The sequence below is a fragment of the Herbaspirillum sp. DW155 genome, from assembly GCF_037076565.1.
GTDB lineage: Bacteria > Pseudomonadota > Gammaproteobacteria > Burkholderiales > Burkholderiaceae_D > Herbaspirillum.
This window is the reverse complement of the sequence record NZ_AP029028.1, coordinates 2,345,774-2,367,544: the sequence shown is the minus strand read 5'-3', so window position 1 is coordinate 2,367,544 and position 21,771 is coordinate 2,345,774. Positions and strand designations below refer to the sequence as shown.

Genomic DNA, 21,771 nt, shown 5'->3' with positions numbered 1-21,771 from the left:
AGAAAGGACAGGAGAGAGAAGGATGAAGCTGCTCATCGTCGACGATTCAGCCCTCATGCGCAAGCAACTGGGCGAGCTCTTCGAGCAGACCGGTGGCTTTGCCGTGGCCTTTGCCCGCAATGGCCGCGAAGCCGTCAGCATGAACCTGGAATTCGCGCCCGATGTCGTCACCCTAGACATCAACATGCCCGAACTCGATGGTCTCTCGGCGCTGGCGGAGATGATGCTGCAACGTCCGGTCCCGGTGATCATGCTCTCGTCGCTGACTGCCCAAGGTGCACTGGCGACCTTCGAGGCCCTGGCCCTGGGTGCGGTGGATTACGTGGCCAAACCGGGCGGCACTATTAGCCTGGGCATCGATGCGCTGCGCACCGAGCTGGTGGCCAAAGTACGGGGCGCCGCCAAAGCCAAGGTACGAGGGCCCGACGGGGCGTCACCGGCCACCTCGGCGCGCACTGCTGCCCGCAGCGCCGCACGGCCGGCCGCTCCTGCCGGACCAGCGGCAGGCCCACCGGCACCGGCCTGCTCCGCGCCGCTGGATGCCCGCCAGCAGGGCGTGGTGGTGATCGGCGTGTCCACCGGCGGCCCGCGCACGCTGGAGCGCATCCTGCCGCAACTGCCGGCGCACTTCCCCTGGCCGGTGGTGGTGGCGCAGCACATGCCCACCAGTTTTACCGCGCCCTTCGCCGAGCGCCTGGACCGGCTGTGCGCCCTGCGTGTGGTCGAGGCGGCGCAACCCATGCCGCTGGAAGCCGGCACGGTCTATATCTGCAAGGGCGGTGCTGACAGTATCTTCACCACCCGCCATGGTCGTCCCACACTGGTCAGTCGCCCGCCAGACGCAACCCAGCTGTGGCATCCCTCGGTCTCGCTGCTGGGCGCCAGCGCCCTGCAGCTATATCCGCCCCAGGCCATCGTGGGCGTCATGCTGACCGGCATGGGCAGCGATGGTGCCGAGGCCTATACCGGAATCCGGCAAGCCGGCGGCCGAACCATCGCCGAAAGCGAACAATCCGCGGTGGTCTTCGGCATGCCGGCCGAGCTGATCCGCCGTGGCGGCGCCAGCAGCGTACTGCCGGCCGACCAGATTGCGGGCCAGCTGGTCCAGTGGCTGTGCCCCCTCACCTGACAAGAATCACACCGATACGGAACTCATCATGCCCTTGAACAAGTCCACAGGAATGTCCAGCGCCAGTATTGAGGAGGCGGCCCGCGCCACGGCCCTGGCCAGCCTGCAGGCCGCCGATCCGGCCCTGCGCCGCAGTGCGGCCCAGACCCTGGCAGGACAGCCGGAGGCGGTACCGGTCATCATCGATGCCTTGGAACGGGAATCAAGCCTGGCCGTGCGCACCGCCCTGCTCGATTCGCTGGCGGCCACGCCCGGCGACGAGGCCGTCCAAGCCCTGGCCGGCTGCCTGCGCAGCGAAGACGCCTGGCTGCGTAACGCCGCCATCGACTTGCTGCGCGGCATGCCAGAACAGGTGGCGCCGGTGATCGCCCACATGCTGATCGATCCCGAGACCGATATCCGCATCCTGGCCGTGGGCATTCTCGACACGCTGCGCCATGCGCGGGTGGAGGAATGGCTGCTGCAACTGATCGATGCCGAGACCGATGTCAACGTCTGCGGCGCTGCACTGGAAGTGCTGACCACCATCGGCACGCCGTCGGCCATCGGACCGGTGACGACGCTCATGCGCCGCTTTGCCGACGAGCCCTACATCACCTTTGCCGGGCGCCTGCTGCTGAATCGGCTTGGACGGGGCGCGGAATGAACGTTTCTGCAGAAGCCCCCACCAGCAGCATCAGCGCCGAGGACTTCGAGCGCTTTCGTGAATATTTTTACCGTCGCAGTGGCATCCACTTCGAATCGACCAAACGCTACTTCGTCGACAAACGGCTCATCGACCGCATCCAGGCTGCGGGCTGCGCCGACTTCCGCGAGTACTTCTCGCTGCTGCGCTTCGAGACATCAGGCCGCGAATGGCAGCGCCTGGTCAACGAGATGACGGTCAACGAGACCTACTTCATGCGCGAGCACTACCAGTTCGACTGCATGGTGCAGTCGATGCTGCCCGAACTGGTGACGCGCAAGCCGCGCGATGAACCGCTGCGCATCTGGATCATGCCGTCGTCTTCCGGCGAGGAAGCCTACACGGTCGCCATGTATCTGCTGGAACGCTGGCCGGAACTGGTGCGCTGGGATGTGGAGATCGTCTCCTCGGACATCGACACCCGCATCCTGGCCCAGGCCGAAGCTGGCTTGTATTCGCCGCGTGCCGTGCACCAGCTGCCAGCGGCATGGCTGCAGAAATATTTCACCCGCGAGGGGGAAAACTGGCGTATCAACCGCAGCCTGCGCGAAGTCGTGGCCTTCACCCGTGTGAACCTGAATGAACGCACTGAAGTGGCGGCCTACCGCAACTACGACCTGGTGTTCTGCCGCAACCTGCTGATCTACTTCGACGACGCCTCACGCCGCCGTGCCGCTGAGGCCTTCTATGACGTATTGCGCCCGGGCGGCTTCATCTGCCTGGGCCACTCGGAATCAATGAGCCGCATCTCGTCGCTGTTTGCGATCCGCAAGTTTGCACAAGCGATCGTCTACCAGAAGCCATTGGAGCAAGCATGAAACATATCCTCATCGTGGACGACGCTGCCACCGTCCGCCTGTATGAACGGGCCATCTTCGAGGACGCCGGCTATATCGTGCGTGAAGCCAGCAACGGCCTGGAGGCGCTGGAATCGGCGCTGGCCGCCTGCGCCGAAGGCCAGCATCCTTTCGACCTGTACGTGGTCGACGTCAACATGCCGCAAATGGATGGCTACTCCTTCCTGCGCACCCTGCGCCAGCACGACATCCCCCAGGCACCGGCCATCATGGTCAGCACCGAAGCCCAGGAATGTGATCGCCGCAAGGCCTTCGAGGCTGGTGCCAATCTGTATATCGTCAAGCCGGCGCGCCCGGTGCCGCTGCTGCGCAACGTGAAACTGATGCTGGGAGAAACGCAATGACGACCGCCTTCTCCCCCCTGCTGCTGCAATTCATGCAGGAGTCGCGCGACGGCCTGCAGGAGATCGCCACCCGCCTGCTGGCCCTGGAACGCCAGCCGGCCGATCCCGAACTAATGGAGTCCCTGTTCCGCGTAGTGCATACGCTCAAGGGCAACTGCGGACTGTTCGAATTTCCCGAGATGTTCCGGGTGCTGCATGCGGCCGAAGATCTGATGAGCGCGGTACGCGACGGCCAGGTCGCCTATGACCGCGAAATGGCCGACCTGCTGCTGGAGGCGATGGACTTCGTGGCACACCAGTTCGACGACATCGAGCTGGCCGGCCAGCCGGATCCGGCCCAGGCCGTGTCGTGTGCAGAGCTGGTGGCACGCCTGCGGCAACGCTGCGGGATGCAGCTGGCCGAGGGCGGCGGCCAGGATGGGCAGCAGGCGACCCGGCACGCGGCTGAAGAGGCCGCCCGCAGCTACATGACCGAGGCACTGGCCCGGGTACCGCCCAGCCTGCGCATGGCCTGGGCCGATGCCACCCGTGCTGGCGAGACTCTGCTGTGGGTGCAATACACGCCCGAACCGGAATGCTTCTTCAAGGGCGAGGATCCGCTGCGCCTGGCCGTACAGATGCCAGGCGTGCTGTGGCGCCGCGTCCTGCCCGGCAGCGCCTGGCCGGCTGTGGGCGAGCTCGATGCCTATCGCGCCAACCTGGTGTTCCAGGCGGTGGCCACGGCCGACCGCAGTGTGCTGGATGAACATTTCCGCTACGTGCCGGGGCAGTTCTGGATCACCGACCTGCCGACGGCCGCCATCGACGTCAAGGACCAGACGCGGACCAACGATGCGCTGATGATCGTGCAGACCCAGAACGATGCACTGTGGTCGCTCGAAGGTTCGCCCTGGGTTCCGGGCCACCTGAAGGCGGCCGTGACGACCATCGCCAATTGCATGCGCGCCATCGGACGCCTGGAGGTCTTGCCGGCACTGGAGGCCTGCGCCGAGCAAGCCCTGGCGCAATCAAGCGTGGCACCGGTGGTGGCCTGGATCGAGCGCCATGCCCAAGTGCAGGCTATGGCCGAGGTGAGCCCAAACGCTGATCTGCAGGAAGACATCCCTGCGGCAGAGATCACCGCGCCGGTCGCGGCGGCCGCTGCCACGGCGGCTGCAGCAGTCACAACCGTTACTGCCGACGCCGATCCCCCGGTCAACTTCGGGCGCCGCGCCGAGGACAGCAATGGCGCGCGGGTCCTGAAGGTGGAACAGGAAAAAGTGGACCGCCTGATGAACCTGATCGGCGAGATGGTGGTGGCCCGCAACGGCCTGCCCTACCTGGCCTCCCGGGCCGAAAACCAGTACGGCGAGCGCGAGCTGGGCCGTGATATCCGGGCCCAGCATGCGGTCATCAACCGCATCGTCGAGGAGATGCAGGATGCCATCATGCAGGTGCGCATGATGCCGGTGTCCTTCGTGTTCCAGCGCTTCCCGCGCCTGGTGCGTGACATTGCGCGGCGTCTGGGCAAGGAGGTGCAGTTGCAACTCGAAGGCGAGACCACCGAGGCCGACAAGAACGTCATCGAGGCCCTGGCCGATCCGCTGGTTCACCTGGTGCGCAATGCGCTGGACCACGGCATGGAAATGCCCGAAGAACGCCGCGCCGCCGGCAAGCCGGCCACCGGCAAGCTGATCATGAGTGCACGCCAGGAAGCCGATTGCGTGGTCATCGAGATCGCCGACGACGGGCGCGGCATCGACCCCGCCGTGATCCGCGGCAAGGCCTATGCGCGCGGCCTGGTGGATGAAGCGACACTGGAAAGGATGAGCGATCGCGAGGCAGTGAACCTGGTGTTCCTGCCGGGCTTCTCCACGGCCGAGGCCGTCACCGATCTCTCGGGGCGGGGCGTGGGCATGGATGCGGTCCGTACCGCCATCGAACGGCTGCATGGCAGCGTGCACCTGGAGAGCCAGGCTGGCCAGGGCACTCGCCTGCAACTGTCGCTGCCGCTGTCGATGGCGGTGACCAACGTGATGATCGTGCAGTCGGGCGACGTGCAGTACGGCTTGCCGATGGAAGCCGTGGTGGAAACGGTACGCGTGCCGGCCGCCGACGTGCATCGCATCAAGCAGCACAATGCCGCCGTCCTGCGCGGGCGCATCGTGCCGCTGCTGGAACTGAACAGCCAGCTCGGGCTGGACACACCGCAGCGCTGCAACGAGCACGACGAATGGGCCACCCTGATCCTGCGCGTGCACGGGCAATACCTGGGGCTGGTCATCGATGACTTCCGGGAGGTGGTGGAAGTAATCCTCAAGCCCCTCTCGGGGGTGCTCGCCGGCCTCACGGCCTACGCCGGTTCGGCCCTGCTGGGCGACGGCTCTGTGCTGATGGTCCTCAATCCCAAGGAGCTGCTGAAATGACGATCGAACTCAAGGACGACACCCTGCACTGCGCGGGCGTACTGGGGGTGGAAGATGCCGAGGCCCTGCTGGTCCTGGTGGCCACGCATCCGGCCGCCGCAGTGGACCTCTCCGCCTGCGAGCATGTACATACGGCCTGCGTGCAGGTCTTGATGGCGGGCGCAGCCAGCATTAGCGCCTGGCCGGCGGCGCCGGAACTCAGTGAATGGCTGCGCGCAGCCTTGCCGCAGCACTGAGGCCATCTGCACCCTCAACACCCCTTACAAAGCAGACAGACCTGACAAACCAGACAAGCAGCATCAACCAGCAAGGAGTACCCAAATGAGCAAGACCATCCTGGTAGTGGACGATTCAGGCACCATGATCCTGAGCCTGAAAAACAATCTTGAAATTTCCGGCTTCAAGGTCATCACCGCCAACGACGGCGCGGCTGCCCTGACCCACCTGGGCCAGGCTCCCAAGCCGGACCTGATCATCACCGACATCAACATGCCCAACATGGGCGGCATCGAATTCATCGGCAAGGCGCGCGCCATGCCGGGTTTCCGCTTCACGCCCATCCTGGTGCTGAGTACCGAGAGCCAGCAGGCCAAACGCGATGAAGCCCGCAGTGCCGGTGCCACCGGATGGATGGTCAAGCCGGTGCCAGGCGCGGAGCTGCTCAAGATCGTCAAGCAGGTCTTGCCGGGAGCCTGATGTGGGAATCATCCATACCTGGCGCACCCGGGCACGCGCCATGCCGCAGCAGCCGGCAGAACCGGGACCGAACTGCCAAGCCGCGCTGGTGGCCAGCATGCAGCTCGATGAAGAAATCGCCATGCGCCTCAAGGGCGCAGTCGAACAGACCGAGAATTCGTCGCTGGCCATCATGAGCGAAGCGCGCGCCCTGTGCGACCGCTCTGCGCAACTGCTGGAACGCATGCAGCGTGCCAGCCAAGAAAACGAACGCGTACGCGACGAGATGCTGGAAACCGTCAATGCCCTTGTCTGCATGACGGAATTCCTCAAGAGCCTGCCGGAACGCATGCGCCGCGACGTGGAAAGCATAGCCCGCATCGCCGTGGAGATCGACAATCTCTCGGACCTGGCGCAGAGCGTACAAGGCATCAGCACGCAGTCGCACCTGTTGTCGATCAACACGGCCATCGAGGCCAGCCGTGCCGGCCCGCAAGGTGCGGCCTTCAAGGTGATCGCCTCGGAGGTCCGCAACCTGGCGGCCAATTCGCACACGGCGGCAGCGCGGATCCGCACCACGCTCTCAGAAGTGCGTAAAACCCTGCACGACGAACTGGGCGGCAATACCGCGCAATCGGCCGCCGACCTCGACCGCATCGCCGCCACGGCCGAGGCCGTGGGCAGACTGCGTACCAGCTTCGAGCACGTGCGCGACACTGGTGACCAGCAATACGCGCAGATGATGACGCATGGCGAGGAACTGGTAGCGACCACCGGCAACATGCTGGGCCATCTGCAGTTCCAGGACGTGGTCAGACAATGCGTGGACCGCATCCAGAATGCCGTGGTACGCCGCAATGCCGCGCTGGCGCAGATGACGGGCGAAACTTCGATCATCCTGCCGGCCCATGAGGCGGCCGAGGTGATCGCACAAGTGGTCATCGATTACGTGGAACAGGAGCACCGCCACCTAGTGCGCGAACCGGACTTGCCGGCCATGGAATTGTTCTAGCAAACCTGTGGTTTACGGCTGCGCCGCGCGGGTGCGCCACCTTCAGCGCGCGCCTTGGCCTGGACCAGCTCCAGCAAGCCTTGCGCAGCAATGGACAGACTGCGCTCCTTGGGCGTGACGATCAGCAAGGGTCGCACCAGCTCGGGCGCATCCACCGGAATGGCCACCAGACCGGGCAGGCGGAACTGGAACAGCGTCAGTTCCGGCACCACGCTCACGCCCAGGCCGCTTTCGATCAAGGCGGCCAAGGTCGCCAGGTGCTCCACTTCCAGCCCGGTGTGGATCACCGCGCCCGGCCGCAACACGGCATCCAGATGCTGGCGCACGCTGGTCGAACGCGCCAGGTGGATCATCTCGCATCCGGCCAGCTGCGCCACCTTGATGCGGCGCTTGCCGGCCAGCCGATGGTCCTTGCGGCAGACCAGATAGAAGGGGTCGGCGCACAGCGGCTGGGTGGTGAACTCCAGCAGATCCGGCCCCGGTGCCGTGAGGGCGATATCGGCCTTGCCCTGGCGCAGCAAGGCCAGGCATTGATCCGAGATGGCATCGAACAGCTCCACCTTCACGCCAGGATGATGCTGCCGGTACTGCGACAGCACCGGCGGCAGCCAGCCCGCCGCCAACGAGGGCAAGGCCGCAATGGCCACCCTGCCCTTGCGCCGCGCGACGTAATCGTTCATGTCCGCCAGCGCGGCTTGCATGTCTGAGACCAGCTGGCGCGCCACCTGGACGAATACTTCACCTTCGGGCGTGAGGCTCACGTTGCGCGTATCCCGCTCGAACAGGCGTGCGCCGGTGGCGCTTTCCAGCTTCTGGATCATGGCGCTGAAGGCGGACTGCGAGACATGGCAGCGCTCGGCCGCGTGGCCGAAATGGCGGCAATCGGCCAGGGCGAGGAAGGCTTGCAGCAGGCGGGTGGAGAGGTTGGCATGCATGGCGTGGGTGGCAAATGAGCGTGCAGTGGATTATGCGGAAAATCTGTTCAATCCATCGAAAAAATCGACTTTACAACAAAATCGGCCGCCACCTACACTCGCCCTGCACTCATCCCGCCGCCCCGGTGCCGCACCCGGCACCACCACTGAACCACAACAACAAGCGGGTGCCGGATGGAATGACACGACAAGAACATCACACCCATAAAACGGAGACACGCATGTTGGCCCTGCTCGGCTTTGTCACGATCGTATCCTTGTTCACGGCCATCCTCACCAAGAGGATGTCGCCGCTGGTGGCGCTGATCGCCATTCCCATCATTGCCGCGCTGGTCGGCGGCTTCGGCTTGCAGACCTCCAAGTTCATCGTCCAGGGCGTGACCGCCATTGCACCGGTGGCGGGCATGTTCGTCTTTGCCATCCTGTTCTTCGGCATCGTCACCGACGCCGGCATGCTGGACCCGATCATCAGCCGCATCCTCAAGACCGTGGGCAGCCGCCCCACCCGTATCGTGCCCGGTACCGCCCTGCTGGCGCTGCTGATCCACCTCGATGGTTCGGGTGCGGTGACCTTCCTTATCACCATCCCCGCCATGCTGCCCCTGTACACGCGGCTGGGCATCGACAAGCGCATCCTGGCCTGCGTGGCCTCGATGGCGGCGGGCGTGAATTTCCTGCCGTGGACCGGGCCGATGATCCGCGCCTCGGCCGCGCTGCATATCCCGGTCTCGGACATCTTCACGCCGCTGGTGCCGGTGCAGCTGGTGGGCCTGGCCTTCGTCTTCATCGCCTCCTATCTGCTGGGCCTGAAGGAAGAGCGGCGACTCGGGCTGGGCAAGGGATCGACGGTGGATTTCGTGCAGCAGCATGAACTGAGCGAGGCGCAACTCAAAATCCGCCGTCCGCAGAATTTCTGGGCCAACATCGTGCTCACGGTCTTCGTGCTGGGCGTGATGATCAGCGGCAAGGTCGATCCGGTGGTGATGTTCATGATCGGCGTGGTGCTGGCGCTGATGATCAACTACCGCGACGTGACCATGCAGCGCGAGCGCATCGACGCCCATGCCAAGGCGGCCCTGCTGATGGCCAGCATCCTGTTTGCGGCGGGCGTGTTCACCGGCATCATGACCAAATCCGGCATGCTCTCGGCCATGGCCAAGACGGCCGTGGGCTTCGTGCCGCCGGAGATGGCCGGGCATATCCCGGTGGTGCTGGGGCTGCTGTCGATGCCGCTGTCGCTGCTGTTCGATCCGGATTCCTTCTACTTCGGCGTGCTGCCGGTGATTGCCGAGGTCAGCCATATGCTGGGCGTGCCCACCATCCAGGTGGCCCAGGCGGCACTGTTGGGCCAGATGACCACCGGCTTCCCGGTCAGCCCGCTCACGCCCGCCACTTTCCTGGTGTGCGGCCTGGCCGGGATCGAACTGGCGGACCATCAGAAATACACCATTCCCTTCCTCTTCGGTGCCTCCGTGGTGATGACCATCGCCTGCGTGGTGCTGGGGCTGTTCCCGCTGTTCTGAGCGCGGGCCACTGGAAGTGCAACACCCTGTTTTGGAGAACCGCATGACCCAAGATCCACAGCGCATCGTGCGCATCGGCGCCGGTGCCGGCTATTCGGGCGACCGCATCGAGCCGGCCGCCGAACTGGCCGAACACGGCCAGCTGGATTACCTGATCTTCGAATGCCTGGCCGAGCGCACCATCGCCATCGGCCAGCAGGCCCGGCTGGCGGACCCTAGCAAGGGCTACGATCCCCTGCTGGCCGAGCGCATGCATGCGGTACTGAAGACCTGCGCCGACCAGGGCATCCGCATCATCACCAACATGGGTGCGGCCAATCCGCTGGCCGCGGCGCAACGCGTGCGCGAGATCGCCCGCGAACTGGGGCTGACCGGACTGAAGGTAGCAGCCGTGGTCGGTGATGATGTGCTGGAGGCCGTACAGCAAGGCCAATGGCATATCGAGGACAATGGCCAGCCGGTCGCGTCGTTGGGTGCGCGCCTGATTTCGGCCAACGCCTACCTGGGGATCGCTCCCATCGTCGAGGCGCTGCAAGCCGGCGCCCAGGTCATCATCACGGGCCGGGTGGCTGATCCGGCGCTGGTGCTGGCGCCGCTGGTCCACGAGTTCGGCTGGGCTGCCGACGACTGGGACAAGCTCGGCCAGGGCACGCTCATCGGCCATCTGCTGGAATGCGCCGGCCAGATCACCGGCGGCTACTTTGCCGATCCCGGCAAGAAGGACGTGGCCGGACTGGCGCGGCTGGGCTTTCCCATCGGCGAGGTGAAAGCCGATGGCAGCGCGGTCATCACCAAGGTCGCCGGCTCGGGCGGCGAGGTCACGGCGCGTACCTGCAAGGAGCAATTGCTCTATGAGATCCATGATCCGAGTGCCTACTTCACGCCGGATGTGATTGCCGATTTCTCGCAAGTGCGCATCGAAGAAGTCGGGCCGGACCGCGTAGCCATCACCGGCGGCCGAGGTCGTGCGCGACCGCAGACACTCAAGACCACGCTGGGCTACCGCGACAGCTTCATCGGCGAAGGCCAGATCTCCTACGCCGGCCCCGGTGCACAGGCGCGTGCGCAACTGGCTGGCGAGATCGTGCGCGAACGGCTGGCCCTCACCGGCGTGCAGACCGAAGAACTGCGTGTGGACCTGATCGGCATCAATGCCATCGCCGGTCAACAGATGTCGGCGCATGCACCCGAGCCACAGGAAGTACGCCTGCGCGTCACCGGCCGCACGGCCAGCATGAAGGAAGCGGTCCGCATCGGCAACGAAGTCGAAACGCTCTATACCAATGGCCCGGCCGGTGGCGGCGGTGCCACCAAGTCGGCCCGCGAAGTCATCGCCGTGCTGTCGCTGCTGCTGCCGCGCACGCTGGTGCATCCATCCGTTTTCATCGAGGAGGCCTGAGATGCTGCTCAGAGAGATTGCTCATTCGCGCGCCGGGGACAAGGGCGACATTTCCAATATCTCCGTTATCGCCTATCGGCAGGAGGACTATGCGCTGCTGGAGCGCATCCTCACGGCCGAGCGCGTACGCGCGCATTTTGCCGGGGTGGTCCATGGAGAGGTGGTGCGCCATGCCTTGCCGCATCTGGGTGCGCTGAACTTCGTGATGCAGCGTGCGCTGGGCGGGGGCGTCACCCGCTCACTGGCGCTGGATGCACATGGGAAGGCGTTGTCGGGGGTGATGCTGGACCTGGAACTGGACGACTGACAAGTCGCCCGTGTGGGCGGTGGGTGTCACGGCCTGGCAGCCCTCGGGAACACTGTCCTGACATGGATGTTCTCTTTTCTGTTGCGATAAATGAATTTGGCTAGACAATCCAGACCCGTACAGCGCCAAAGTCCCATCTCGCAGGAAAGAAGCTCAATTGCGCTCATTCGCTGCAAAAAAGCGAAGAAAGACGGACATTATTCGGTGCAACAAAGCGCGACAGCTGAAATTAATTGCCCCACGGAAAAATAGGCAATTTTTCGCCAATTCTTCACGGTGAAACTACGTACATTGCGACTGTCCAAACTGTGCAAGATTTGGTATCGTCCGCCCGTGATTGATTTTCGCACTGCATCAGCGTCCCCCGCTGACCCATCCCCCTCCGATATGAAAAAACCAACCCGACTCGGTACGCCGCTGTCCCCGTCCGCCACCAAAGTCATGCTGCTGGGTTCCGGCGAACTCGGCAAGGAAGTCATCATCGCCCTGCAACGCCTGGGCGTGGAAGTCATTGCCGTTGATCGCTATGAAAACGCGCCCGGCCAGCAGGTAGCCCATCGCGCCCACGTCATCAACATGACTGATGGTGCCGCCCTGGCCGCACTGATCGAGCAGGAGCAGCCCGACCTGATCGTGCCCGAGATCGAGGCCATTGCCACCGAAACCCTGGTCAAGCTGGAAGAAGCCGGCCGCGCCCGCGTGATTCCCACCGCCCGTGCTGCCTGGCTGACCATGAACCGCGAAGGCATCCGCCGCCTGGCCGGTGAAACCCTGGGCCTGGCGACCTCGCCCTACCGCTTCGCCGACAGCCTGGAAGAACTGAAGGCTGCCATCGACCAGATCGGCTTCCCCTGCGTGATCAAGCCGGTGATGTCGTCCTCGGGCAAGGGCCAGTCCAAGATCGATGGTCCCGACGAAATCGAAGCCGCGTGGAATTACGCAGCCGCCGGCGGCCGCGTCGATGCCGGCCGGGTGATCGTGGAAGGCTTCATCGACTTCGACTATGAAATCACTCTGCTGACGGTGCGTTCGTTGAACGAAAACGGCGACACCATCACCAGCTTCTGCGACCCCATCGGCCACGTGCAGGTCAAGGGTGATTACGTCGAGTCGTGGCAACCGCATCCCATGCCCAACGCTGCCCTGGAAAAGGCCCGCGACATCGCCCGCAAGGTCACCGAGAACCTCGGCGGCCTGGGCCTGTTCGGCGTGGAGCTGTTCGTCAAGGGCGATATGGTCTGGTTCTCCGAAGTCAGCCCGCGTCCGCATGACACCGGCATGGTCACCATGGTCAGCCAGGTGCAGAGCGAGTTCGAACTGCATGCCAAGGCCATCCTCGGCCTGCCCGTCAATACCGCCTTGAAGAACCCCGGCGCCTCGGCCGTGATCTACGGCCAGCACGACGCCCGTGGCATCGCCTTCGACGGCGTGGCCGATGCGCTGCGCATTCCTGGCGCCGACATCCGCCTGTTCGGCAAGCCGGAATCCTTCGCCCGCCGCCGCATGGGCGTGGCCCTGGCCTCCGGCGACAGCGTGGAAACCGCGCGCATCCGCGCCAAGCAGGCGGCGGCCAAGGTCAAGCCGGTGATTCCACAATGAGCTTGCGCTGATTCTGGCGCCGTGAAACGGGCTCCGATGCAAATCGGGTCCCGTTTTGTTTTGGGCGCCCCGGTCATCATCCCGGCACCGGAAACGATATAAAGAATATGCCCGCCGCGAGTGGTTATAATCATCGCCTCCCTCCACAACAGCAGCTTTGCTCACGATCATGAAGTGTGATGTCGCCATCCTCGGCAGCGGTCTGGCCGGTCTTTCCGTGGCCCTCCATCTGGCTGAGAAGTACCAGGTGGTGGTCGTTTCCAAGGGCGAGCTGCTGGACGGGGCCAGCAACTGGGCGCAAGGCGGCATTGCTGCGGTCCTCGATTCGGGCGACAGCCACGCCCAGCATATCGACGACACCCTGGTGGCCGGCGCCGGCCTGTGCGATGAAAGCGCCACCCGCTATATCGTCGAACATGGACGCGAGGCCATCGAATGGCTGATCGCCCAGGGCGTGCCCTTCACCCGCGATGACAGCGCCGAGCTGGGCTATCACCTCACGCGCGAAGGCGGCCACAGCCAGCGCCGCATCATCCACGCCGCCGACGCCACCGGCCACGCGGTGCAGGTGACGCTGGAACAGCGCGTGCGCGCCCATCCCAACATCACCCTGCTGGAACATCACTGCGCCATCGACCTGATCCACGCGCGCAAGCTCGACCCCAAGGCCGAGCCGCGCTGTCTGGGCGTGCATGTGCAGGACACCGCCAGCGGCCGCGTGCTGGCCATTGCGGCCGGACGCACGGTGCTGGCCACGGGCGGGGCCGGCAAGGTCTATCTGTACACATCCAACCCGGATTCGGCCACCGGCGACGGCATCGCCATGGCCTGGCGGGCCGGCTGCCGGGTGGCCAATATGGAATTCATCCAGTTTCACCCGACCTGCCTGTATCACCCTTACGCCAAATCCTTCCTGATCAGCGAGGCCTTGCGCGGCGAAGGGGCCCTGCTCAAGCTGCCGGCGTCGGCGGGCGCGTTGGCGGGCCAGCGTTTCATGCCGGACCATGACGAGCGCGCTGAACTCGCCCCGCGCGACATCGTGGCGCGCGCCATCGATTTCGAGATGAAGAAGCGCGGGCTGGATCACGTCGACCTGGATATCAGCCATCAAAGCCCGGCCTTCATCGCCGAGCACTTCCCGACCATCCAGGCGCGCTGCCTGGAGTTCGGCATCGACATCACGCGCCAGCCCATCCCGGTGGTGCCGGCAGCGCACTACACCTGCGGCGGCGTGGTCACCGACATGGCCGGCCGCACCGACCTGCCGGGCTTGTACGCGGTCGGCGAGACGGCCTATACCGGGCTGCATGGTGCCAATCGCCTGGCCAGCAATTCGCTGCTGGAATGCCTGGTGCTGGGCCGCTCGGCTGCCGAGGATATCGAACGGGAGTTGTCAGCGGGCACCTGGCGCATCGCCGAAGTGCCGCAATGGGACGAAAGCCGCGTCAGCGATGCCGACGAGGAAGTGGTGATCGCCCACAACTGGGACGAACTGCGCCGCTTCATGTGGAATTACGTCAGCATCGTGCGCACCGACAAGCGGCTGGAACGCGCCCAGCACCGCATCCGGCTGCTCAAGGAAGAGATCGACGAGTACTACGCCAACTTCCGCATCTCGCGCGATCTGCTGGAACTGCGCAACCTGGTGGATGTGGCGCAGCTGATCGTCTCGAGCGCGCTCATGCGCAAGGAGAGCCGCGGCCTGCACTTCAGCCAAGACTATCCGCGCACCTTGCCGCGCGCCACGCCGACCATACTGCCGGGGCGTCAGTAAGCGGCTATTTGCGCTGGCGGTATTGCTTGCGATAGACGTTGGTCGCCGCCAGCACGTCAGCGACGGTCTGGCTATAGCGGGCAGCCGATTCCCCTTCCAGCGTATCGAAGTGAAGCATAGGTCGTTCGCGCGGCACCACCATGCATTGGGCCACGGGCATGCCCTTGGGCAGCACGCCGACAAAATCCTCATCGGCCCAGACAGCCGGGAAATTGATCCCGGCATCATGGAAATGATCCGCGTCCACCAGTCCTGATAGCAGCCGGAACGGCAGGTCGTGGCGGTTCACCGGATGAGTCGCGAACAGTGACCAGCCCGGCTCCAGTTCGATGGTCCAGAAGCTGTTGAACTTCAGCACCAGCGCATCGCCGTGTTCAAACGGTGTGCCCATAACCTGCGCGGGTGGATGAAAACTCAGCGGCGCGCGCGGATGGCCCTCCACGGTGGTCGCCGGTGCTTCCCAATCCCAGCTGAAGGTCCCTTTGTCCACGTGCACATCGCAAGGCAGCAGGATCATGAAACCATGCGCCATCGCATCAATGAAAGGCGGACATTGCTTGACGGTGCGGATATCGCGGTCGTGCAGCGCGGAGAAGGCCTTGGCCGGCATGCTGCGGATCCAGTCCGGGATCAGCTCGCGGGCCAGGCGCGGACGTGGCAAATGATCGGCCAGCGCGGGGTCGCAGCGGAAGTGGATTTGCGGTGAAGACATGGCGGCTAAAGGGCGATATGAAGGATTGAGATCAAGACTTTGCCCGAAAATGCCGATTCACGGGGATTTCGCCGACGATATCGGCGTAATGTCGCCATCCTGATGTGAAAAAACCCGCTGAAAAGCGGGTTTTTTCACGGCAGGCAGTTTCAGAATGCCGGGGCGGACTGCCCCTACAATCACTCCCACTCAATCGTCGCCGGCGGCTTCCCCGAAATGTCATACACCACCCGGTTCAAGCCACGCACCTCGTTGATGATCCGGTTGGACACCCGCCCCAGCAGCTCATGCGGCAGATGCGCCCAGTGCGCCGTCATGAAGTCCTGCGTCTGCACGGCACGCAAGGCCACCACGTATTCGTAGGTGCGGCCATCGCCCATGACACCCACCGACTTCACCGGCAGGAACACGGCAAAGGCCTGGCTGGTCTTTTCGTACCAGGTCTGGCCGTCTTCATCCTTCGTATTGCGCAGCTCTTCGATGAAGATCGCATCCGCGCGGCGCAGCAGGTCGGCGTACTCTTTCTTCACTTCACCCAGGATACGCACGCCCAGGCCAGGACCGGGGAACGGATGGCGATACACCATCTCCGGCGGCAGGCCCAGCGCCACGCCCAGCTCACGGACTTCATCCTTGAACAGTTCGCGCAGCGGCTCCAAAAGCTTCAGGTTCAGCGTTTCGGGCAGGCCGCCGACGTTGTGGTGGCTCTTGATGGTGTGGGCGGTCTTCTTGCCCTTGCCGGCGCTTTCGATCACGTCCGGGTAGATGGTGCCCTGGGCCAGCCACTTGGCGCTGGTCAGCTTGGCCGATTCGGCCTGGAACACTTCCACGAACTCGCGGCCGATGATCTTGCGCTTGGCTTCCGGATCGGTCACGCCGGCCAGGTGGCCCATGAACTGCGCTGTGGCGTCCACATGGATCACCTTCACGCCCAGGTTCTTGGCGAACATCTCCATGACCATCTTGCCTTCGTCCAGGCGCAGCAGTCCGTGGTCGACGAACACACAGGTCAGCTGGTCACCGATGGCGCGATGGATCAACGCTGCCGCCACGCTGCTGTCGACACCGCCCGACAGGCCCAGGATGACTTCATCGCTGCCCACTTGCTGGCGGATCATCTCGACGGCTTCGGCGATGTAGTCGGGCATGTTCCAGTCCGACTGGCAGCCGCAGATCTCGTGCACGAAGCGGCCCAGCATGGCCTTGCCCTGCACGGTGTGGGTGACTTCCGGGTGGAACTGCACACCGTAGAAACGACGCTCTTCGTCGGCCATGCCGGCGATCGGGCAGTTGCCGGTGGAGGCCATCAGCTTGAAGCCGGCGGGCATTTCGTTAACCTTGTCGCCGTGGCTCATCCAGACCTTCAGCATGCCGTGGCCTTGCGCATTGGTGAAATCACTGATGTTGTCCAGCAGCTTGGTGTGACCGTGGGCGCGCACTTCGGCGTAGCCGAATTCGCGCAGGTGGCCGTTCTCGACCTTGCCGCCCAACTGCTCGGCCATGGTCTGCATGCCGTAGCAGATGCCCAGCACCGGCACGCCCAGTTCGAAGACCGCTTGCGGGGCACGCGGGGTGTCGCCTTCGGTGACGCTGTTGGGGCCACCGGAGAGGATGACGCCGGCCGCGCCGTAGTTGCGCACGAACTCGTCGGTCACATCATGCGGGAATACCTCGGAAAACACACCGGCTTCGCGCACGCGGCGAGCGATGAGCTGGGTCACCTGGGAACCGAAGTCGAGGATCAGGATTTTCGAATGCGAATGCGTGGACATGGGCAGTGAGGTCTGGCTACGTTAAAAATGGACTTCTGAAAAGATCAACAGCCCGACAGCCTGGCATGATGCCGATGGACTGTCGGGCTGTGGCCGCATCGAAACTTACTCGGCGCGGTAGTTCGGGGCTTCCTTGGTGATCTGCACGTCGTGGACATGCGACTCGCGCATGCCGGCCGCCGTGATCTCGACAAACTCGGCGCGCTCGCGGAAGTCGTCGATGGAGGCGCAACCGCAGTAACCCATGGAGGAGCGCACGCCACCCACCAGCTGGTACAGGATGGCGACCACCGAGCCCTTGTAGGCGACGCGGCCTTCGATGCCTTCCGGCACGAACTTGTCGGCGGTGTTGTCGCCGTCCTGGAAGTAGCGGTCGGCCGAACCGTCGGCCATCGCACCCAGCGAACCCATGCCGCGATACGACTTGTAGCTGCGGCCCTGGTACAGGATCACTTCGCCCGGGGCTTCTTCGGTACCGGCGAACATGCTGCCCATCATCACGGCCGACGCGCCGGCGGCCAGCGCCTTGGCGACGTCGCCCGAGAAGCGGATACCGCCGTCGGCGATGACCGGAACACCTGTGCCCTTCAGGGCCTCAGCGACGTTGGCGATGGCCGAGATCTGCGGCACGCCGACACCGGCGACGATACGGGTGGTGCAGATGGAGCCGGGGCCGATGCCGACCTTGACGGCATCGGCGCCATGCTCGACCAGTGCCTTGGCGGCAGCGGCGGTCGCGATGTTGCCGCCGATGACTTCGACGTGCGGGTATTTGGTTTTGACCCACTTGACGCGGTTCAACACGCCAGCGGAGTGGCCGTGGGCAGTATCGACCACGATCACATCCACGCCGGCAGCGACCAGCAGCTCGATGCGCTCGTCATTGTCCGGGCCGACGCCGACGGCCGCGCCCACGCGCAGCTTGCCGTGCACGTCCTTGCAGGCGAAGGGGTGTTCGGTGGATTTCTCGATGTCCTTGACGGTGATCAGGCCGCGCAGCTCAAACGCATCGTTGACCACCATCACGCGCTCCAGGCGGTGCTTGTTCATCAGGCGCTTGGCTTCTTCCGGATCGGCGCTGGAGCCGTTTTCCTTCACGTAGACCAGCTTGTCGCGCGGGGTCATCTTGGCGCGGACTTCCGCGTCCAGTTCTTCTTCGAAACGCAGGTCGCGGTTGGTGATGATGCCTACCAGTGCCTTGCCTTCCACCACCGGGAAGCCGGAGATACCATGCTGCTTGGACAGCGCGATGACGTCACGGATCTTCATGGTGGGGGGAATGGTGATCGGGTCGCGCACCACGCCGGATTCGAAACGCTTGACCTTGGAAACCTCGCGCGCCTGTTCCTTGGGCGTCAGGTTCTTGTGGATGATGCCGATACCGCCTTCTTGCGCCATGGCAATGGCCAGGCGGGCTTCAGTCACGGTGTCCATGGCCGCGGAGACCAGCGGAATGTTCAGCGAGATGTTGCGCGTCAGACGCGTGGTCAGGGAAGTATCTTTGGGGAGGATGTCCGAGAAGGCCGGAACGAGCAGCACATCATCGAACGTGAGTGCTTTTTGGAGAAGACGCATAGTGTTTCCTATAGGCGCAAAAGCGAATTATACAGAAAAGTTGATCGCGCGTCTTGCTCTACTTGCGTTTCTCCCTCCGGGCGTCGTAAAAATGCCGGAAGGCTGGAATGGAAGCCGGGGCCACACGCCGGCCGCTCACGGGCGGTCCGCGTGCTCCCGGTGCGCGGCGCGGCGGCGGCGCGATTGCTTGGGGTCGGCGATGAGCGGCCGGTAGATCTCGATGCGGTCACGCTCGCGCAGCACCGTCTCCAGCGTCTTGACCTTGCCGAAGATGCCGACCTTGCAGACCGACAGGTCGATGGCCGGCTGCTCGCGCAGCAGGCCGCTGCCTAGGATGGCCTGCTGGATGGTCGTGCCGGGCGCTACCTGCAGGTCCTGCAGGATCTGCAGGCCGGGCGCGGCGTAGCAGAGCTGGACTTGCAAAAAGGCATCTTCAGCCATATATCTGTTCGGCGCGTTTGCAGAAGGAATCGACGAAACTGTTGGCGATCATGCTGAAGACCGGCCCGATCACCCCTTCCAGGATGCGGCTGGAAAATTCATATTCCATGTCGAATTCGATCTTGCAGGCATCCTCGCGCAGCGGCTTGAAGGTCCAGCGGCCTTCGAAATGCTTGAACGGGCCTTCCACCAGGCGCATGGTCATGCTGGTCGGGCGCACATTGGTGTTCTGGGTACTGAAGGATTGCTTCAAGCCGTGGTAATTGATCTTGATCTTGGCCGTGAGGCTCTCATCACTGCGCTCGGAGACCTCGACACCACCACACCAGGGCAGGAACTCAGGGTAATCCTCAACCTTGTCGACCAGGTTGAACATCTGCTCCGCGCTATAGTTGATCAGGACGGTTTTGTGTACGACTGCCATCGAGGGTGATCCGTTTGATAAAATCGCAAAGGCACAATTTTAACCGACGAGACGAATTTTTATTTAGATGAGCATTATTGATAACAAAAAGGCCTTTTTCGATTACTTCATCGAAGAGCGATTCGAAGCAGGCCTCGTCTTGCAAGGTTGGGAAGTCAAATCGATCCGCGCCGGCCGCGTGCAACTGAAGGAAGCCTACGTGATCGTGCGCAATGGCGAGGTCTATCTGTTCGGCTGCCACATCAGTGCGCTGACCAGCACCTCCACACACGTGCATCCGGAAACGACGCGCACCCGCAAGCTGCTGTTGAATGCCGCTGAAATCAGCAAGCTGATCGGCAAGGTGGAACGGTCCGGCTACACGCTGGTGCCGCTGAACCTGCACTACAGCAAAGGCCGTATCAAATGCGACATCGGCCTGGCCAAGGGCAAGAAGCAGCACGACAAGCGCGAGACCGAAAAGCAGCGCGACAGCCAGCGTGAAATCCAGACGGCGATGAAGCAGCATCGCCGCTGATCCCTTCCTGCACTCCCCCTCACTGCGACCACGGCTGCCTCGCGCAGCCGTTTTCATGTGCGCTGCTTGTGCAGGATCTCTATGCCCAATCCGCAAACCTGGCGCGGCAAGCCGCCACCAGCTCCTCCACGACACTGCCCCACTGCCCGCGCTGCTGCTGGCGGAACAGCCGTACCGACGGATACCACAAGCTCCCGGCCCCCTCCACACCCCAGCGCCACTCGCCTTCCAGCCGCTGCGGCAGGAAGCACGGCAAGCCCAGCGCGCCGGCCAGGTGCACCACGGCGGTATCGACGCTGATCACCAGGTCCAGTGCACAGGCCAGTGCGGCGGAGTCTCCCCAGTCGGCCAGGGGGAAGGTCTGCAGCCTGCCACCCAGTTCCTGGTGAATGGCCTGATCGGCCTGCGGGATCTCCAGCTGCAGGCTGATGACATCGACCGGCAGCTCAAACAAGGGCAGCAACTCGGCCAGCGGCACATCGCGGCTGGGATGGGGCGTCGCGTACTGGCGCCCGGCCCAGGCCAGTCCGATGCGCGGACGGCGCGGCGATGCCTCGGCCGTCTGCGCCAGGCGCTGCTGCCATTGCTGCAGGCGCGCCGCATCCACCTGCAGATAAGGTGCCTGCGGCCCCTGGCGAGGATGCGGCAGATCCAGCAGGAGCGGCAGGCTCAGCAGCGAGGCATGGCAATCGTGCGGCCCGGCTTCATTGACGTGGGCCACGCAGCGCGCCTGCGGGAAAGACGGTGCCAGCACCGCCAGTAAGCCCACCGGGGCGCACAGTGTGACCTGGGCCGCCTGCTGCGCTACCAACGGAAGATACCGCACAAATTGCAGGCAATCGCCCTGCCCTTGTTCGGCCCATAGCAGCACGTGCTTGCCGCGCACCTCCTCACCGGGTTGCCAGCGTGGACTGGGGCTGGCGATGGCGTTGCGTGCCAACTCCGGGATCTGGAAGCGCGCTTCATGCGCGCGCCACCCTTGGGCATAGTCCCCACGCGTGAGCAGCATATGGGCCAGCCCCACGCGGGCTTGCGGGAAGTCGGGAATCCAGCGTAAGGCTTCTTCATATCCGGCCTGCGCCGCCTCGATACGGCCCATCCGGCGCAGGATGTCGGCGCGGTTGAAGGCGATCAGGGCGCGTGCCTCGTCGCTGGCGACCCCGGCCGGATAGCACTCGAGCGCCTCCTCATGCCGGTTCAGGCGCAGCAGGATGTCAGCATGCAGGGCCTGTTCATCCAGCGTCGCCAGCGGGCGCGCACCTTCGATGGCAAGCAGTGCCTGGCGGGGCTGGTCGAGCAGGTAGTGGAGACGTGCAAGCGTGACGAGTTGATCCGGACGCGGCCTGCTTTCCTGTGCGAGCGCGTTGGCCCATTGTTCCAGTACGGCACGATGCGCCACGCGCGCCTCGTCGTAGTCTGGAACCAGATCGAGACAGGCGGCATAGGCAGCTGCCGCAGCGGCAAGGTCACCGGTCTCCTGCAGGAGAGCGGCGCGCTGCATGTGCGCCGGCAGGAAATTGGCATCGAGCAGCAGCGCCTGATCCAGCGCAGCCAGGGCAGCCTCGGGCTGGTGGGCGCCACGCAGGGCGATGGCTTCGCACATCAGGCCCATGATGCGCGCCAGGAGGGCAGGGTCGGAAACATTCATGGGCGGCAGCTTAGCATGGCCGCCGCCCCTTCCGAGAA

21 protein-coding genes are annotated in these 21,771 nt (G+C 64.2%); 14 read left to right on the top strand and 7 right to left on the bottom strand.

Annotated elements, in window-relative coordinates; all coding sequences use genetic code 11:
• Positions 1 to 22: 22 nt before the first annotated feature.
• The 8 genes from cheB to AACH55_RS10875 all read left to right on the top strand — a co-directional run bounded on the left by cheB (position 23) and on the right by AACH55_RS10875 (position 7,107).
• A complete protein-coding gene (cheB, locus tag AACH55_RS10910) occupies positions 23 to 1,129 on the top strand; it encodes a chemotaxis-specific protein-glutamate methyltransferase CheB (protein WP_338719547.1) in 1,107 nt (368 codons plus the stop codon).
• A 28-nt stretch (positions 1,130 to 1,157) separates the two neighbouring features.
• A complete protein-coding gene (locus AACH55_RS10905; RefSeq protein WP_338719545.1) occupies positions 1,158 to 1,775 on the top strand; it encodes a HEAT repeat domain-containing protein in 618 nt (205 codons plus the stop codon).
• Positions 1,772 to 2,632: a protein-glutamate O-methyltransferase CheR gene (locus tag AACH55_RS10900; protein WP_338719542.1), complete on the top strand. Its 861-nt coding sequence runs from the start codon at positions 1,772 to 1,774 to the stop codon at positions 2,630 to 2,632. Before AACH55_RS10905 ends, AACH55_RS10900 begins: the two co-directional genes overlap by 4 nt.
• Complete coding sequence (locus tag AACH55_RS10895) at positions 2,629 to 3,015, top strand: response regulator (RefSeq protein WP_338719540.1); 387 nt, start codon at positions 2,629 to 2,631, stop codon at positions 3,013 to 3,015. Before AACH55_RS10900 ends, AACH55_RS10895 begins: the two co-directional genes overlap by 4 nt.
• On the top strand, positions 3,012 to 5,420 hold the full coding sequence (locus AACH55_RS10890; RefSeq protein WP_338719538.1) for a chemotaxis protein CheA: 2,409 nt from the start codon (positions 3,012 to 3,014) through the stop codon (positions 5,418 to 5,420). Before AACH55_RS10895 ends, AACH55_RS10890 begins: the two co-directional genes overlap by 4 nt.
• The gene (locus tag AACH55_RS10885) at positions 5,417 to 5,656 is read left to right on the top strand and encodes a hypothetical protein (RefSeq protein ID WP_338719536.1); all 240 of its coding nucleotides are present in this window, start codon (positions 5,417 to 5,419) and stop codon (positions 5,654 to 5,656) included. The genes AACH55_RS10890 and AACH55_RS10885 overlap by 4 nt, the downstream gene beginning before the upstream one ends.
• 85 nt (positions 5,657 to 5,741) lie before the next feature.
• Positions 5,742 to 6,116, top strand: coding sequence for a response regulator (locus AACH55_RS10880; protein ID WP_338719534.1), 375 nt, complete (start codon positions 5,742 to 5,744; stop codon positions 6,114 to 6,116).
• A 1-nt stretch (position 6,117) separates the two neighbouring features.
• Positions 6,118 to 7,107 carry a methyl-accepting chemotaxis protein gene (locus AACH55_RS10875; protein ID WP_338719532.1) on the top strand — a complete coding sequence of 330 codons (990 nt, stop codon included), beginning with the start codon at positions 6,118 to 6,120 and terminating at the stop codon, positions 7,105 to 7,107.
• Here the strand turns inward: AACH55_RS10875 and AACH55_RS10870 are convergent.
• Positions 7,104 to 8,042 (bottom strand): LysR substrate-binding domain-containing protein, encoded by a 939-nt coding sequence (locus AACH55_RS10870; RefSeq protein WP_338719530.1) that lies wholly within the window; start codon positions 8,040 to 8,042, stop codon positions 7,104 to 7,106. The two genes, AACH55_RS10875 and AACH55_RS10870, sit on opposite strands and share 4 nt — an antisense overlap.
• Positions 8,043 to 8,263: 221 nt before the next feature.
• Here AACH55_RS10870 and AACH55_RS10865 point away from each other — a divergent pair, with 221 nt between their 5' ends.
• The 5 genes from AACH55_RS10865 (at position 8,264) to nadB (ending at position 14,644) form a co-directional block, all read left to right on the top strand.
• The gene (locus tag AACH55_RS10865) at positions 8,264 to 9,565 is read left to right on the top strand and encodes a citrate:proton symporter (RefSeq protein WP_338719528.1); all 1,302 of its coding nucleotides are present in this window, start codon (positions 8,264 to 8,266) and stop codon (positions 9,563 to 9,565) included.
• Positions 9,566 to 9,608: 43 nt separating this feature from the next.
• Positions 9,609 to 10,964: an acyclic terpene utilization AtuA family protein gene (locus AACH55_RS10860; protein WP_338719526.1), complete on the top strand. Its 1,356-nt coding sequence runs from the start codon at positions 9,609 to 9,611 to the stop codon at positions 10,962 to 10,964.
• A gap of 1 nt (position 10,965) precedes the next feature.
• Positions 10,966 to 11,271, top strand: a complete 306-nt coding sequence (locus AACH55_RS10855) for a hypothetical protein (protein ID WP_338719524.1) — start codon at positions 10,966 to 10,968, stop codon at positions 11,269 to 11,271.
• 387 nt (positions 11,272 to 11,658) lie between these two features.
• Positions 11,659 to 12,870 (top strand): formate-dependent phosphoribosylglycinamide formyltransferase, encoded by a 1,212-nt coding sequence (gene purT / locus AACH55_RS10850; RefSeq protein ID WP_338719522.1) that lies wholly within the window; start codon positions 11,659 to 11,661, stop codon positions 12,868 to 12,870.
• Positions 12,871 to 13,039: 169 nt separating this feature from the next.
• Positions 13,040 to 14,644, top strand: coding sequence for an L-aspartate oxidase (gene nadB, locus AACH55_RS10845; RefSeq protein ID WP_338719520.1), 1,605 nt, complete (start codon positions 13,040 to 13,042; stop codon positions 14,642 to 14,644).
• Between the two features lie 4 nt (positions 14,645 to 14,648).
• On the opposite strand, the gene AACH55_RS10840 is transcribed toward nadB, so the two are convergent.
• From AACH55_RS10840 to AACH55_RS10820, 5 genes are all read right to left on the bottom strand, one after another.
• A complete protein-coding gene (locus AACH55_RS10840; RefSeq protein ID WP_338719518.1) occupies positions 14,649 to 15,356 on the bottom strand; it encodes a hypothetical protein in 708 nt (235 codons plus the stop codon).
• A 179-nt stretch (positions 15,357 to 15,535) separates the two neighbouring features.
• Positions 15,536 to 17,128, bottom strand: a complete 1,593-nt coding sequence (gene guaA, locus AACH55_RS10835; protein WP_338719516.1) for a glutamine-hydrolyzing GMP synthase — start codon at positions 17,126 to 17,128, stop codon at positions 15,536 to 15,538.
• Between the two features lie 105 nt (positions 17,129 to 17,233).
• Complete coding sequence (gene guaB / locus AACH55_RS10830) at positions 17,234 to 18,703, bottom strand: IMP dehydrogenase (protein WP_338719514.1); 1,470 nt, start codon at positions 18,701 to 18,703, stop codon at positions 17,234 to 17,236.
• A gap of 135 nt (positions 18,704 to 18,838) precedes the next feature.
• Positions 18,839 to 19,144, bottom strand: a complete 306-nt coding sequence (locus AACH55_RS10825; RefSeq protein ID WP_338719512.1) for an RnfH family protein — start codon at positions 19,142 to 19,144, stop codon at positions 18,839 to 18,841.
• Positions 19,137 to 19,568 (bottom strand): type II toxin-antitoxin system RatA family toxin, encoded by a 432-nt coding sequence (locus tag AACH55_RS10820; RefSeq protein ID WP_013234181.1) that lies wholly within the window; start codon positions 19,566 to 19,568, stop codon positions 19,137 to 19,139. The genes AACH55_RS10825 and AACH55_RS10820 overlap by 8 nt, the downstream gene beginning before the upstream one ends.
• A gap of 67 nt (positions 19,569 to 19,635) precedes the next feature.
• On the opposite strand from AACH55_RS10820, the gene smpB reads away from it, so the two are divergent.
• The gene (smpB, locus tag AACH55_RS10815; RefSeq protein ID WP_069373883.1) at positions 19,636 to 20,085 is read left to right on the top strand and encodes an SsrA-binding protein SmpB; all 450 of its coding nucleotides are present in this window, start codon (positions 19,636 to 19,638) and stop codon (positions 20,083 to 20,085) included.
• A gap of 79 nt (positions 20,086 to 20,164) precedes the next feature.
• On the opposite strand, the gene AACH55_RS10810 is transcribed toward smpB, so the two are convergent.
• Positions 20,165 to 21,733, bottom strand: coding sequence for a hypothetical protein (locus AACH55_RS10810; protein ID WP_338719505.1), 1,569 nt, complete (start codon positions 21,731 to 21,733; stop codon positions 20,165 to 20,167).
• Positions 21,734 to 21,771: the final 38 nt, after the last annotated feature.

Excerpts from the sequence above, each read along its gene's own strand:
- cheB (WP_338719547.1), top strand. The coding sequence starts at position 23 with ATGAAGCTGCTCATCGTCGACGATTCAGCCCTCATGCGCAAGCAACTG.
- AACH55_RS10905 (WP_338719545.1), top strand. The coding sequence starts at position 1,158 with ATGCCCTTGAACAAGTCCACAGGAATGTCCAGCGCCAGTATTGAGGAG.
- AACH55_RS10900 (WP_338719542.1), top strand. The coding sequence starts at position 1,772 with ATGAACGTTTCTGCAGAAGCCCCCACCAGCAGCATCAGCGCCGAGGAC.
- AACH55_RS10895 (WP_338719540.1), top strand. The coding sequence starts at position 2,629 with ATGAAACATATCCTCATCGTGGACGACGCTGCCACCGTCCGCCTGTAT.
- AACH55_RS10890 (WP_338719538.1), top strand. The coding sequence starts at position 3,012 with ATGACGACCGCCTTCTCCCCCCTGCTGCTGCAATTCATGCAGGAGTCG.
- AACH55_RS10885 (WP_338719536.1), top strand. The coding sequence starts at position 5,417 with ATGACGATCGAACTCAAGGACGACACCCTGCACTGCGCGGGCGTACTG.
- AACH55_RS10880 (WP_338719534.1), top strand. The coding sequence starts at position 5,742 with ATGAGCAAGACCATCCTGGTAGTGGACGATTCAGGCACCATGATCCTG.
- AACH55_RS10870 (WP_338719530.1), bottom strand. The coding sequence starts at position 8,042 with ATGCATGCCAACCTCTCCACCCGCCTGCTGCAAGCCTTCCTCGCCCTG.
- AACH55_RS10865 (WP_338719528.1), top strand. The coding sequence starts at position 8,264 with ATGTTGGCCCTGCTCGGCTTTGTCACGATCGTATCCTTGTTCACGGCC.
- AACH55_RS10860 (WP_338719526.1), top strand. The coding sequence starts at position 9,609 with ATGACCCAAGATCCACAGCGCATCGTGCGCATCGGCGCCGGTGCCGGC.
- AACH55_RS10855 (WP_338719524.1), top strand. The coding sequence starts at position 10,966 with ATGCTGCTCAGAGAGATTGCTCATTCGCGCGCCGGGGACAAGGGCGAC.
- purT (WP_338719522.1), top strand. The coding sequence starts at position 11,659 with ATGAAAAAACCAACCCGACTCGGTACGCCGCTGTCCCCGTCCGCCACC.
- nadB (WP_338719520.1), top strand. The coding sequence starts at position 13,040 with ATGAAGTGTGATGTCGCCATCCTCGGCAGCGGTCTGGCCGGTCTTTCC.
- AACH55_RS10840 (WP_338719518.1), bottom strand. The coding sequence starts at position 15,356 with ATGTCTTCACCGCAAATCCACTTCCGCTGCGACCCCGCGCTGGCCGAT.
- guaA (WP_338719516.1), bottom strand. The coding sequence starts at position 17,128 with ATGTCCACGCATTCGCATTCGAAAATCCTGATCCTCGACTTCGGTTCC.
- guaB (WP_338719514.1), bottom strand. The coding sequence starts at position 18,703 with ATGCGTCTTCTCCAAAAAGCACTCACGTTCGATGATGTGCTGCTCGTT.
- AACH55_RS10825 (WP_338719512.1), bottom strand. The coding sequence starts at position 19,144 with ATGGCTGAAGATGCCTTTTTGCAAGTCCAGCTCTGCTACGCCGCGCCC.
- AACH55_RS10820 (WP_013234181.1), bottom strand. The coding sequence starts at position 19,568 with ATGGCAGTCGTACACAAAACCGTCCTGATCAACTATAGCGCGGAGCAG.
- smpB (WP_069373883.1), top strand. The coding sequence starts at position 19,636 with ATGAGCATTATTGATAACAAAAAGGCCTTTTTCGATTACTTCATCGAA.
- AACH55_RS10810 (WP_338719505.1), bottom strand. The coding sequence starts at position 21,733 with ATGAATGTTTCCGACCCTGCCCTCCTGGCGCGCATCATGGGCCTGATG.